The organism is Microcoleus vaginatus PCC 9802, assembly GCA_022701275.1.
In the GTDB taxonomy this organism is placed as follows: Bacteria; Cyanobacteriota; Cyanobacteriia; order Cyanobacteriales; family Microcoleaceae; genus Microcoleus; species Microcoleus vaginatus_A.
The window spans coordinates 6,330,985-6,343,728 of the sequence record CP031740.1 but is presented as its reverse complement, the minus strand read 5'-3'; the positions used below and the strand labels follow the sequence as shown (position 1 = coordinate 6,343,728).

Below are 12,744 nucleotides of genomic sequence, written 5' to 3'. Positions count from 1 at the left end.
GCCATGCACCCCGTACAACTCCTCCCCGGCGCTATCTCTGAAATCCTGGCTTCTGTAACCGATACAGGCGTTTTGACTCTGGCGGATCGCTACGGTTTGATGGCCGCCACGTTCGACGACTCTCTGAATGACGAAGACAGAGGCTGTATCAACCGCTTGCTGCGGGCAGTGCTCAGAGGCCGAGTGAAAGTAGTCAACGAACTTTCAGCAGCATTCTAATCGGGATTGGAAGTTTTGTTCTGAAGGCAAGGTGAGTCAGCGGTAGATGAAAATAGTGGAAACTCAGGCAGGAGTGGAAACAGCAGTAATTTGAATTCGATTTAAAAGTTTTCTCCTCTAACTCAACAACGGTTTATTTGTCAAAGCAGCCTTTACCGGCTGCTTTTTTTTTTGTTTAATCGCGGATTTCCAGGTTGTACTGGCGACAGAGGGCGATCAGTTTTTGTTGGAAGCGATCGCGCACATTGAAACTTGTGTTTTAACCACGTCTAAAGCTTCAATTTTGGGCCGGAAACAACCTAAAACCCTATCAGCGATTGAAACCCAGCAGTCAGCACCCTAACTAAGAACTTCCGCCGTGCCGGAAACAACCTAAAACCCTATCAGGGATTGAAACTGTAGTCTCTTGAGTAAAAAATTGTGGTAAAAAAACGCCGGAAACAACCTAAAACCCTATCAGGGATTGAAACTTTCGGAAGTATTCACCAGAGGAGGAGACAGGAGGAAAGAGGGTATTCTTCTCCTGACTCCTGACTCCTTCAAAAGCCGCAATCAACCTAAAACCCTATCAGGGATTGAAACTTTCGGAAGTATTCACCAGAAGAGGAGACAGGAGGAAAGAGGGTGTTCTTCTCCCGACTCCTGACTCCTGACTCCTTCAAAAGCCGGAAACAAGTTTACTTCCAACACTTGTCGCAGCACAGGTAGTGGTGATGGATAATCTCAGATTTGATAAAAGTGGTCAGATTCAGGAATTGATTCAAACAGCAGGGTGTAGACTATTATATTTACCGCCATACTCTCCAGAGTTTAACAAAATTGAACAAAGAAGAGTCTTGGCTAAAAAGTCAAATTCGCAAACAGCTTGATGAGTTTGATTGCTTACATTTTGGCGAGCCTTGGATGTCTTGCCTTGTGTCCTAACACGGGCAGTTGCTATATGTGATTTCCCAGATTATTCAGTTGAAAAAATACCAAAATTATGACCACTCAAACAACTTCTCCACTCCTACTCAGCCCCTTCAAAATCGGAGATTTATCCTTAAAAAATCGGGTAGTCATGGCACCCCTAACGAGAGCCAGAGCCGGTGAAGCGCGGATGCCCAACGCCTTGATGACAGAGTATTACACTCAGCGAGCCTCCGCTGGTTTAATCATTACAGAAGCCACAGTCGTTTCTACTCAAGCTAATGGTTGGCTCAATACGCCCGGTATTTATTCAGACGAGCAAGGCGAAGCTTGGAAACAAATTGTGACTGCGGTTCATGCCCACGAAACACCGATTTTCATGCAGCTTTGGCACACCGGGCGGGCTTCCCACAGCAGTTTTCATGAAAACAATCAATTGCCAGTTGCAGCCTCTGCCATCAAAATAAACGGAGAAGGAATTCATACCCCTCTAGGCAAACAACCCTACGAAACCCCTCGGGCTCTAGAAACCGATGAAATATCGCTCGTTGTAGAAGATTATCGCAAGGCGGCGGAGCGAGCAAAAATGGCAGGTTTTGACGGTGTAGAAATTCACGCGGCAAACGGCTATCTCATTGACACTTTCCTGCAAACCAAAACCAATCACCGCACTGATTCCTATGGCGGCACAGTTGAAAACCGTTACCGTTTTCTTAAGGAAATTGTCGAGGCGATTATCACAGTATTTCCGGCAAACAAAGTGGGAGTTAGGCTTTCTCCCAACGGTATTTACAATGATATGGGTTCTCCAGAATATCGAGAAGATTTTCTGTATTTCGCAGCGCAGTTAAATGCCTATGATTTAGCTTACCTTCACTTGGTGGACGGTCTAGCATTTGGCTTTCATGAATTGGGAACGCCGATGATGATAGCCGAGTTTCGCGATGTGTTTGCAGGGCCGCTCGTCGGCAACTGCGGATATACTCAAGAACAGGCTGAAACGGCCCTGAGCAGCAAAGTTGCGGATTTAATTGCTTTTGGTCGAGATTTTATCAGCAATCCCGATTTGGTAGAGCGTTTTACTAATGGTTGGCCGCTCAATCCGCCTGCTGAAGTCGGCGTCTGGTATTCTTTTGGGCCTGAAGGTTATATCGATTTCCCTAGATATCAGGAATCTCAAGCTATTTCCTGAGCGTCAGATTACATGGATGACACCTGCTGTTAGATCCCAGACTTCTTAAAGAAGTCTGGAATCGGGCTAATCTAAAATTGATTGACTGCTTCATAATCTTCCCAAGCTGCTTTTGCACCAAATTCGACGATCGCACTCAAATCACAAGCATATTCTCCAGCACAACTAAAAGAACCAAGTTCCAAGACATAAAGCTCTCCCTCTGACTCGCAGATATCGATCGTGTAGACAGATTCTGGATACCAACTCACTTGTTTGAAAACTTCGCTAAGATAGTTTTCTAAATATCCTCCCCTGATTGTTTCATCAACTCTTTCTTCTCCCACTAAATAGAGAGAACCAGTGATGATTTGATTTTTATACACAAAAAATCTCCATTCTTTCGTAATTCCTCGCTTACCACTGACTAATACCAAAGTTGTTTCATCTCTTTTTAATTCGCTTCCCAGAGATTGCATAGTATTTAAAATATTCAGGTTAAAAACCCCTGATCGAAATGACTTCATATTGCTGTCAGGTCGAATAAATAAATCTCCACCGGATTTGAAGTATTCCAAAATTTCGGTTTTTCTTCTGACCAATTCGCCCAAAGAAAGAATAAAATATTTATTATTTAACAAATATTGACCGAAATAAGTGTAGTAACTGGAACAACGGAGATGCTTTTCGTCCATATAAGCTCCCGGAATCCACGAAGTTCTTAAGATATCCCGACCCAAATTCAGGGTTCCCATGAATAAAACACAATCATCAGGGGGAAAATATTGATGAGCTGCTTCGGGGCGAAAATTGAGATATCTAGTTTCGTGGTAAATGTATCCTTGTTTGTGCAATTCTGCTAAAAATTCTGATTCGCGATCGTAAATATCTTTTTCAATCAACCAATTTACTTGTTTCATGACTTTTTGATGTTCTGGTGTTTGAGAAGCAACTCCCGCAAAGAGAGCAAAAATGACTTAATCTAACCCAATGGCAAAAAGGCAGTTGAGATCGAGAACATTTCCTTCTATCCTAATAAGCGTAGGATATTTTCAAACATCGGAGCTACGAGCTTAGCAGTTTGAGAGCCTGAAAAAAATCAATAGCGGAAGCGCTTTTAACAAGATGGCACAAAATCACAAATCAACGGTTATCATCACCGGCGCTTCCTCCGGCGTCGGTTTGTACGGCGCGAAAGCTCTCGCAGACAAGGGATGGCACGTAGTCATGGCCTGTCGGGACGTGCGGAAAGCCGGAGACGCCGCCCAAGAGTTGGGTATACCTCAAGGCAGTTTCTCCATCATGGAGATTGACTTGGGCGATTTGGAGAGCGTGCGTCGATTTGCTCGGGCATTTAAGGCCAGCGGCAGGCCTCTGGACGCTTTGGTGTGCAACGCGGCCATTTATATGCCTTTGATTAAGGAACCGCTGCGGAGCCCGGAGGGTTACGAGTTGACGATGACTACCAATCACCTGGGTCATTTCCTGCTGTGCAACCTGATGATGGAAAATATGAAGCCTTCCTATTATTCCGATGCGAGAATCGTGATTTTGGGAACCGTGACTCACAATCCAGACGAGTTGGGTGGGAAGATTCCGCCGCGCCCGGATTTAGGCAAGTTTGAGGGTTTTGAAGCGGGTTTCAAAGACCCGATTTCGATGGTTGATGGCAAGAAGTTTGAACCGGTCAAGGCTTACAAAGATAGCAAAGTTTGCAACGTGCTGACGATGCGGGAGTTGCACCGCCGCTTTCATGAATCCACCGGGATTACTTTCACTTCGCTTTATCCGGGATGCGTTGCGGATACGCCGCTGTTCCGCAACCACTATCCTTTGTTTCAGAAGCTGTTCCCGCTGTTTCAGAAGAATATCACCGGGGGTTATGTGTCGCAGGAGTTGGCGGGCGAAAGGCTGGCGATGGTGGTTGCTGATCCCGAATACAAGCAATCTGGGGCTTATTGGAGTTGGGGGAACCGCCAGAAAAAAGATGGTAAGTCTTTTGTGCAAAAGGTTTCTCCCCAGGCTCGTGATGATGAAAAAGGCGAGCGGATGTGGGAGTTGAGCGCTAAGTTGGTGGGATTGACTGACGGTGCTCAAATGGGTGCTGCCGCTGGTGCGGGCCGCTCTGCATAATTCAAAGTTACAAACCCCCTTTATCAGGCTTGGCGGTTGAAACGGCGTCTACGCACAGGAGGTGGGTAGACGCGGACTCAATAATAAAGGGGGTATTAAAGTCGGATTTGGTATGATATCAATTCCGGTTGCACTCCTCATGATTGTTGACTGTTGACTGTTGACTGTTGACTGTTGACTCGGGGTCGAAAAACTGAATGGTTGAGTGTTAACTGTTGACTCGATTTTATTATTTCGCTGCAACCGGAAACGATATGATGCACCAAAATCAAAGAAACCGGGTTTTTTAGTGGCTTTGCGGGTTGTAACTCACATCTTGCACTATTCTTAAGAACAGGCAAGATGCCTGTTCCACAAGAAAATTTATCTCTTGTGGAACAGGCATCTTGCCTGTTAATAAAAAGATTATTGAGAATGGTGCAAGAACTCAGTTGTAACCCGTCTTTTCGGAAACAACCCGGTTTCTGGTTTACCCTGGCGTCTAGGACTGTTCTGGTCGCTGCCTTAGCATGAAAGCGTAGGTTTTGCAACCCAAAATATCGGCTTTTTTTTACTGTTTACGATCGACTTACACGATATTTTTTTGGATAAGAACCCGGTTGGTGCGTAAGTCTTGGGAAATGAACAGGGGTCGATCGACCTTTTGGTTTGTAGCGTCGCCGAAACTGTTGGCTGCGACGGCTGTTTCCTTTTTAGCTGTTAAAATTGATTTTTACATGAGGGCGCTCACTTCCTGAAAATATTTTCCCCCACTTAAGCGAGATAATAATTATATTCTATGGCTTGTCGCTCACAAAAACTATTTTTAGTCGCGGGATTTTTTTGGTTAGTTTTGTTGGGAAAAACAGCGAAAACATCCGCTAGCACCGTTGAAATTTTGACCTCAAATGTTGAGGATTTGGTAGCAGTCAGCAGCGGAGGCGACACTAATCTTGACAGTCGTGAAGATTTAGCCACCGCTGACGAGAAGACACAGTTACCCGCTGAGTCAGAACACTCGGGGGTGGCGGAAACTCCGGATTTACCGCCGTCGGCGGCAAATTCAGTCAATGTGACATCTTACACCATTCTCAAGAACAGGCAAGATGCCTGTTCCACAAGGAGTGAGTTTTCTTGTGGGGTGGGCATCCTGCCCGCCCGTAAAAGGCTTATTGACAATGGTGCAACATCTCAGACCGATCGCACTTTCAGCACAAAAACTCAAGAAACCGAGCTTTTTAACTCAGATCAAAAGCTAGAAGAAAATATTGACCGACAAAAAATTGATTTGGGTATCGATCGCGACTTGCAACTCAGTCAACTGCCCAACCCAATTTTGCCGCGAGAACCCGAATTACCAGCTCCTGATCCGCCGCAACCGCCTGCGCCGTCTCCCCTCCCACCCACCCAGCCAACACCCGTTGAAAGCGAAATTACACCGGGGATTCCGGGTACAATTAAGGTCGCTGGCTTTGAATTTGAGGGCAACACGGCTTTTAGCGATCGCGAACTCGCAGAAGTTACGCAACAGTTTGCGGGGCGCGAAATCACCTTTGCCGAACTGATCGCAGCCGAAGCAGCCGTCACTCAAAAATATGTAGCGGCAGGATACATCAATTCCGGCGCTGTAATTCTCGCCAACCAAACCTTTCCGAGAGACGGAGGTGTGGTGAAAATTCGGATTGTAGAAGGCGGATTAGATGAAATTGTGATTACTGGAAACAGGCGCTTAAATTCAAATTACGTGCGATCGCGCCTTGAGCGCGCTACCAGACGCCCCCTCAACCGATCTCGGTTGCTGGAAGCCTTGCAATTGCTGCAACTCGACCCCTTAATTGCCAATATTTCCGCCGAATTGCAAGCCGGAAGCCGCCCGGAAAACAGCCGGTTAGAAGTGCGGGTAAAAGAAGCAGACAGCTTTAGCGGTGAAGTGTTCGCAGACAACAACCGATCGCCCAGCGTCGGCAGTTTTCGGCGCGGTGTTCGCATCAATCAAGCAAATTTGCTTGGTTTGGGCGACGGATTAGAGGTATCTTATGCTAACACCGACGGCAGCAACGAATTCAACGGCAGCTACACAGTCCCCGTCAACGCGCGCAACGGCACGATTGGGTTCGCTGCGAGTGCTGCTAGCACCAACATCATCGAGGAACCGTTTGATGCTGCTGAAATTGAGGGGAAATCGCGGACTTACGAGTTAACTTACCGCCAACCGATTGTCGAAAAACCCGATCGCACTTTGGCTTTGGGACTGAGTTTTTCCCGGCAAGAAAGCGATACATTCCTGTTGGGGGAACGATTTGCGCTTTCGGCGGGAGCAAACGAGCGCGGCGAAACCCGGGTTTCGGCTGTGCGCTTTTTTCAAGAATACGTGCAGCGGAGTTCCAGCCAAGTGTTCGCAGCGCGATCGCAGTTCTCCCTCGGCACTAATCTGTTCGGCGCTACTGCGAACGATAGCGGGCGTGACAGCCGCTTTCTGGCGTGGCGCGGACAAGCCCAGTACGTGCGGCTGTTAGCGCCAGAAACCTTGCTGATTGTGCGTTCCGACATTCAATTAGCCGATCGCCCTCTGCTTTCCCTAGAACAAATTGGGATCGGTGGCGTTCAAAGCGTGCGCGGATACCGCCAAGATTTGCTGTTAACTGATAGCGGTGCGATCGCGTCTGCAGAAGTGCGAATCCCGGTTTGGCGTGTCCCGGAAGTCGAAGGATTGTTGCAAGTCGCTCCGTTTATCGATTTTGGGGTAGGGTGGAACCAGTCGGAGGAAAAGCCGAATCCTGAGTCGGATAAACTGCTGGGTGCGGGTTTGGGGCTGGTTTGGCAGATGGGCGATCGGTTGAATGTGCGTTTAGACTACGGTATTCCTTTGATAAATGCTCGATCGGGCGATCGAACTTTGCAGGAAAAAGGCATCTACTTTAGAATCAATTATTTTCCGTTTTAAATTGTAGGTTGGGTTGAGCGCGCTCGAACCCTACGCTTCGCTAGAACCCAACACTTTCATCTTTAGCGCTGACGGTCAAATTTTATTAAGTGGCGGCCTCGATCGCACGATTAAACTGTGGGATGTCGCAACCGGATGTTGTATTAGGACGTTGATGGGCGATCGCTGTATGAAGGCATGAATAGTCGAGGCCGGGCGGGATTGACGAATGCTCGAAAAGCGAGACTGAAAGCGTTAGGGGCTTTGATTTGACACTCTCGATCGAGGTTGCGAATCATCTCCAAGGTCAGGCAGCGTTTACGAGATAACGACTCGGTTGAGCAGCTGAAAGCAACCTTTGCATCTTCACCAATGGCTCTCGGTAGTCCGCTCCAACCGAATTGTTAGACAGCCGTATTAGGCAGTTCCTCTAAATTTAAGATAGCTCTTGCCTTTCTCAGTAATGTAAAAATGTTCTTTGACTTCTCGGCTCTGCCCATCATCCTTAAGCAGAGTAGCCCTTCCTTTGTTGTCAGGATTTGCAATTAACCCAAGTCTTCTGAGTCTGTCTAACTCATTAGAGAAAAAATGAGAGGTCTTGTCTACTCTCACCATATATGGTTCTGACGAACTGAGCCTCTTTAGAATATTTAATTCGCTCTCAGTCACAAAACCTTCTATTAGAAACTTAAGTTGTTCAATCTCATACTTCTGTCTAAGCTGCTCCTCTTGAATTTGTTGTATAAACTCTAATTTCCATCCCCCCGGCAACTCTGCCTTCGATAGAAAACCCGCTAACCAAGGGAGAAAAGCTATTACAAGTAAAATTAATCCTTGAGTGTCAAAAATTAAAAATTTTGTGGTATGTAAAATTGCCAGGGCTAAACCTATTAAAGATATAGCAATTTTCATTTTCATGCTTAAGAGTCCATGCTGATTATTTTTCATTGTCCTACATGAATAACTAACATTTTTACAATCAATTCCTACTGCTTTAATACCTCAACAGGATGTTTTACGAAGTTGGTTGATTGTTGTACCCCGCTAACAATCCCTTAAATGCACCCCAACCAGAAACTCACGCCTACTTGAGCATTGCAACTCACAAATGACTTCTCGCTAAGGCCCAACTGAGAGGATTAGCTGTCTAACTTATAATTAGATCGCAGTTGCGGTACAATTATGATAAAGCAAGCATCGCTCAAACGGTTCGGCAACTTGGGCGACAAGTTTTCATCAAAAAGTAATTTCATGCCGATAAGGTCGCGGTCATAAACCGACGCTCGCGGTCAGCAGCATAAGCAATGCAGGCTTTTAAATCTTCTCGCGTCAGATCGGGAAAATCGCCCTTGAATTTCTGCTTCGGTCATCTCGGAAGCTAGGTACTCAAGCACTTCATAAACCGTAATTCGCAAGCCGCGTACACAAGGCTTACCACCGCGTTTATTGGGTTCGATCGTGCTGTGGTTTCAGTAGTTCATAGTTGGAATTATCGTCATTGTGTTCTCAACCTTTGCCAAATCTTAGCCTAGGGCTGCGGATCTGGCAAGGTTGTCAATCTTGTTTTTAATATGATTTAACCCTTATTCTACGTCCCTAACTGCTGCAACAACTCTTGAATGGATAAAACAGGTATAGGCGAACTCAAGAAACCTTTATTATCACGGGTCAGAATCGCATCTAACCCTTGAGCAACTGCACCAAAAATTGGAACAGCATCTTCAAAATCAACCAAACCAGAGTTGAAAGCTGATTCCAAAACCGCTCGATCAATAGGACAAATGACCATAGCAGTCAGCGTTTCTAAAACCGCTTGCCGTGCTTGCTCAACGCTGCGAGTATGTTTGCGAGAAATGTAGAAAATATCCGTGAGCGTTGTCGCTGTAACATAACCGATTAGTTGCCCAGCATCGATCGCTTGAAACAACAACTCCGCATCTTGAAAAAATGGCTCTCGCTGCAACAGAAAATCTAGGACAATGTTGGTATCAATTAAAACTCTAACTAAAGATACTTCTCCACCCGTCGCGCTTCCAACATTGCAGCCACGTCCTCATCTGTCGGTGCGGGTTGGTCTGTCTTTAGCAAGCCTCGCATCCGCTGAATCGCACCAGAACGATCGGCCCTGGCAACTGGCTGATCTTGTAAGGACTCAATAATGGCGCCCACTAACGCCAGGCGATCGCTCGGTGGCAGTTTGAAGACCAGCTCCTTGACTTCTTGTAGTAACATAGACGGCTCCTAAGATTGAAGGTGTCTACCGTCTAGTATGAATGATCGAACGCATATTCTACACACATATTTAAACAGAAACAGATTTCCTCAGCCGTCACACTGAAAAAAGCTATCTTTATTAGATTTGGGAAAAGTCCACTTTAGGGGTGAAAGAGAGTCGATCGAACACGGGGACGATCGCACTGATATAATCCAAATATATAATTCTGATTGAACCGGAAACGATATTATTTATATAACAGGATTAAAGCTATGTCTCGCCTGTCTTCCGGCCTACTTTTTGTTTTCTTATTGCTATTTCCCTCGAAAACCTTTGCCCAAATCATCCCCGATAATACCCTGGGCACGGAAAGTTCGCGGACAGTTCCCGATACTATCAACAATTTACCCTCAGATAGAATCACTGGCGGCGCAACTCGCGGCGTTAACCTATTTCACAGCTTGCGGGAATTTAACATCCGTGAAGGGCGGGGAGCTTATTTTGAAAATCCCAGCGGAATTACCAACATATTCACCCGCGTTACGGGCCCAAACTCCTCAAATATTTTAGGAACTCTGGGAGTTTTAGGCAACGGTAACTTATTTTTAATTAATCCCAAAGGAATTATATTCGGCCCGAACGCTCGGTTAGATTTGCGCGGTTCCTTTATCGGTTCAACCGCTGACAGTATTGTGTTTAATAACGGCGTTGAATTCAGCAGCACCAACCCACAAACATCTCCGCTGTTAACAGTTAATATTCCCGTTGGTTTAAGATTTAGAGACAATCCCGGTGCAATTGTCAATCAATCGACGGCTGTAGGAAAGGTAAATCTCCCAGCCTCTGCTGTACCAATCCCGATTAGCGATCGAGTTGGTTTAGCAGTAGAACCCGGTCAAACTTTAGCACTGATTGGCGGCGACATCCAACTGCAAGGCGGCAATTTAACCGCCAGCGGCGGACAAATTTTACTCGGTAGCGTCGCCAGTCCCGGATTAGTTAATTTTGCACTGGCTCCTCCTGTTGCTCAGCAGGGGAATTTAGCTTTAAATTATGACAATATTCAAAACTTCGGCAATATTCAAATATCCGATGGAACGCTTATCAACACCAGCGGAATTGGTGGTGGCAGAGTAGAGTTAAAAGGTGGAAATGTCGCCCTCAGCGGGTCGCGAATTTATGCACTGACACTGGGAAATATTGATGGCAGAGGTATCGATATCAGCGCCCAAAAGTTACGATTGGAAAACGGCACGCAATTTTCTACCCTGACTCTAGGAGATGGTGCAGGAGGCAATATCAATTTCCGCGCTGCTGATTCAGTAGAAATGATCGGGCTGGGAGTTGAGGGCTATCAACAGCTTTCAATTAAATATTTGGTATCGGGAACTACAGACCCGTTTGACCCGCTATTTGTGCTATTTAATGCTAGTGCTGGCGCTGGTTCGGGGGGGAATATTACGATCGACACCGGGCGCTTGCTCTTCAACAATGGGGTAGTAGGTAGCGGCATCACTTTTGGTGGTGGAAATGGCGGAAATTTAATCATTCGCGCCAATACTTTTGAGATGGTGGGTTCTGGAATCAACAACGGGACAGCTAAAGAAAGTACCGGTGCGGGAGGAAGCATTAGTGTTGATGTCGCGAGATTAATTATGCGCGACGGTTCTATTCTCGGTACGACGAGCTACAGCAGCGGCCCGTCGGGGAATATCAACATTAAAGCTGCGGAATCAGTAGAATTGTCTAACAGCGGCCCGACAACAGTTGTGTCAACCGGAATTAGCACCCTGAGTATCGGCTCTAACGGAAGGGCGGGGAATATTAACGTCGATACCAAGCGGTTGACTCTCTCTGGGGGTTCTGCGTTTACAGTAGGAACGGGTGTGTTAATTGGCAGGTTTTTGTTTTCTAGGGATGGGGGGCCTGCTGGAAATTTAACAGTTACGGCTAGTGAATCAGTAGAAATTTCAGGTATTTCTCAACTTTTGACTAGCGGAATTCAGAGTGCTAGTGCGCTGAGTTCTGGAACTTTGAGCTCTAGTCGGGGCGGGGATATTCGCATTGATACGCCCAGCTTAACCGTGCGGGATGGGGGGGTAATTTCTACGAGTTCTTTGGGGGTGGGAGATGTGGGGAATATTACTGTTAATGCCGATCGCATTGAGGTCAGCGGCAGCGGAAATAATGGTCTGTTTGTCAGTACAATTGATGCTTCGGTGGGCAAGATATTTGGTACTAATCCTAATGCTACGGCAAATGCGGGTTCGTTGAATCTGAATGCCGATCGACTAATTGTCCGAGATGGAGCTACAGTGACAGTGCAGGCTACGGGAACCGGACGCGCTGGTAATATCAATGTTGTCGCAAATTCGATCGCTCTTGACAACAAAGCGATGATTGACGGTACGACTGTATCCGGTACTGGAGCCAATATTAACCTGCAAGCGCGAGACATCCAGTTGCGCCACAACAGCCAAATTACCACCGATGCAGGCAGTTCAGACGGCGGAAATATCAATATTAACAGTGAGATTCTTGTCGCCCTCCCGCAAGAAAATAGCGACATCACAGCCAACGCCCGCACAGCAGGCGGCGGTCGCGTAAATATCAATGTTCCCAATGTTTTTGGTTTTACAGCAGCGAGTCGCGAACAAGTCAGAAACAGGTTGGGGCTCAGTGACGCCGAATTTGCAGCGTTGCAAGTAAGTCCTACATCTCTGCTTCCAAGCAGCGACATCGCGGCTATTTCTCAAAGTGGCGGCCCGGCTTTGCAAGGGGCGGTAACATTTAGTTCTGTTGGGGTGAATCCCGTTCAAGGTTTAGTGGAACTGCCGCAAAATGTGGTGAATCCGGCTGCGTTAATTGCTGCAAATCCCTGCATCCAAGGAGCCGAGAACGAGTTTACCGTGACGGGTCGGGGGGGATTGCCACCGAGTCCTCACGAGGTTCTCAGCAGCAATTCTAGCCAGTTTAATTGGGTGGAACCAGCGGTAGGTGGAAGTCAGCAAGTAGAAGGCCAAAAAGCATCCATAGAAGTTCGGCCAACAGAAATTATTCCTGCTCAAGGTTGGGTAATGGACGATCGAGGAAAAGTAAGGCTGGTAGCCTATAATTCTGGTGGTGGTGCATCTATTCGCAGTCCGAAACCGACGGGTGTTTGCGTACCTCGATAGGTACTCTTCAGGTTTTAGC

The 12,744-nt window shown here is 46.7% G+C and carries 10 protein-coding genes and 2 pseudogenes; 6 read left to right on the top strand and 6 right to left on the bottom strand.

Annotation, left to right across the window (positions count from 1 at the left end; translation table 11 throughout):
• Positions 1-3 precede the first annotated feature (3 nt).
• The 3 genes from D0A34_26140 (at position 4) to D0A34_26130 (ending at position 2,320) form a co-directional block, all read left to right on the top strand.
• A complete protein-coding gene (locus D0A34_26140) occupies positions 4-219 on the top strand; it encodes a hypothetical protein (protein UNU21859.1) in 216 nt (71 codons plus the stop codon).
• A 713-nt stretch (positions 220-932) separates the two neighbouring features.
• Positions 933-1,088: a hypothetical protein gene (locus D0A34_26135; protein ID UNU21858.1), complete on the top strand. Its 156-nt coding sequence runs from the start codon at positions 933-935 to the stop codon at positions 1,086-1,088.
• Positions 1,089-1,201: 113 nt separating this feature from the next.
• Positions 1,202-2,320: an alkene reductase gene (locus tag D0A34_26130; protein UNU21857.1), complete on the top strand. Its 1,119-nt coding sequence runs from the start codon at positions 1,202-1,204 to the stop codon at positions 2,318-2,320.
• Positions 2,321-2,391: 71 nt separating this feature from the next.
• Here D0A34_26130 and D0A34_26125 read toward each other — a convergent pair whose 3' ends face one another.
• Positions 2,392-3,219 (bottom strand): DUF4343 domain-containing protein, encoded by an 828-nt coding sequence (locus D0A34_26125; protein ID UNU21856.1) that lies wholly within the window; start codon positions 3,217-3,219, stop codon positions 2,392-2,394.
• A gap of 205 nt (positions 3,220-3,424) precedes the next feature.
• Between D0A34_26125 and D0A34_26120 the strand changes: the two genes are divergently transcribed.
• Positions 3,425-4,432: a protochlorophyllide reductase gene (locus tag D0A34_26120; GenBank protein ID UNU21855.1), complete on the top strand. Its 1,008-nt coding sequence runs from the start codon at positions 3,425-3,427 to the stop codon at positions 4,430-4,432.
• A 332-nt stretch (positions 4,433-4,764) separates the two neighbouring features.
• Here the strand turns inward: D0A34_26120 and D0A34_26115 are convergent.
• Positions 4,765-4,863 (bottom strand): annotated as a pseudogene (locus D0A34_26115) (cobalamin biosynthesis protein CbiG).
• A 347-nt stretch (positions 4,864-5,210) separates the two neighbouring features.
• On the opposite strand from D0A34_26115, the gene D0A34_26110 reads away from it, so the two are divergent.
• Positions 5,211-7,355: a ShlB/FhaC/HecB family hemolysin secretion/activation protein gene (locus D0A34_26110; protein ID UNU21854.1), complete on the top strand. Its 2,145-nt coding sequence runs from the start codon at positions 5,211-5,213 to the stop codon at positions 7,353-7,355.
• A gap of 396 nt (positions 7,356-7,751) precedes the next feature.
• On the opposite strand, the gene D0A34_26105 is transcribed toward D0A34_26110, so the two are convergent.
• From D0A34_26105 to D0A34_26090, 4 genes and pseudogenes are all read right to left on the bottom strand, one after another.
• Positions 7,752-8,282: a hypothetical protein gene (locus D0A34_26105; GenBank protein ID UNU21853.1), complete on the bottom strand. Its 531-nt coding sequence runs from the start codon at positions 8,280-8,282 to the stop codon at positions 7,752-7,754.
• A 301-nt stretch (positions 8,283-8,583) separates the two neighbouring features.
• Positions 8,584-8,815 (bottom strand): annotated as a pseudogene (locus tag D0A34_26100) (DUF433 domain-containing protein).
• Between the two features lie 107 nt (positions 8,816-8,922).
• Positions 8,923-9,327, bottom strand: coding sequence for a PIN domain-containing protein (locus tag D0A34_26095; GenBank protein ID UNU21852.1), 405 nt, complete (start codon positions 9,325-9,327; stop codon positions 8,923-8,925).
• Between the two features lie 11 nt (positions 9,328-9,338).
• Positions 9,339-9,566 carry a hypothetical protein gene (locus D0A34_26090; protein UNU21851.1) on the bottom strand — a complete coding sequence of 76 codons (228 nt, stop codon included), beginning with the start codon at positions 9,564-9,566 and terminating at the stop codon, positions 9,339-9,341.
• A 255-nt stretch (positions 9,567-9,821) separates the two neighbouring features.
• Between D0A34_26090 and D0A34_26085 the strand changes: the two genes are divergently transcribed.
• Positions 9,822-12,725, top strand: a complete 2,904-nt coding sequence (locus tag D0A34_26085; protein ID UNU21850.1) for an S-layer family protein — start codon at positions 9,822-9,824, stop codon at positions 12,723-12,725.
• Positions 12,726-12,744: the final 19 nt, after the last annotated feature.

What these genes read in the sequence shown, in the direction of transcription:
- D0A34_26140 (UNU21859.1), top strand. Translation starts at nt 4, where the DNA reads ATGCACCCCGTACAACTCCTCCCCGGCGCTATCTCTGAAATCCTGGCT.
- D0A34_26085 (UNU21850.1), top strand. Translation starts at nt 9,822, where the DNA reads ATGTCTCGCCTGTCTTCCGGCCTACTTTTTGTTTTCTTATTGCTATTT.
- D0A34_26135 (UNU21858.1), top strand. Translation starts at nt 933, where the DNA reads ATGGATAATCTCAGATTTGATAAAAGTGGTCAGATTCAGGAATTGATT.
- D0A34_26130 (UNU21857.1), top strand. Translation starts at nt 1,202, where the DNA reads ATGACCACTCAAACAACTTCTCCACTCCTACTCAGCCCCTTCAAAATC.
- D0A34_26105 (UNU21853.1), bottom strand. Translation starts at nt 8,282, where the DNA reads ATGAAAAATAATCAGCATGGACTCTTAAGCATGAAAATGAAAATTGCT.
- D0A34_26125 (UNU21856.1), bottom strand. Translation starts at nt 3,219, where the DNA reads ATGAAACAAGTAAATTGGTTGATTGAAAAAGATATTTACGATCGCGAA.
- D0A34_26090 (UNU21851.1), bottom strand. Translation starts at nt 9,566, where the DNA reads ATGTTACTACAAGAAGTCAAGGAGCTGGTCTTCAAACTGCCACCGAGC.
- D0A34_26120 (UNU21855.1), top strand. Translation starts at nt 3,425, where the DNA reads ATGGCACAAAATCACAAATCAACGGTTATCATCACCGGCGCTTCCTCC.
- D0A34_26110 (UNU21854.1), top strand. Translation starts at nt 5,211, where the DNA reads ATGGCTTGTCGCTCACAAAAACTATTTTTAGTCGCGGGATTTTTTTGG.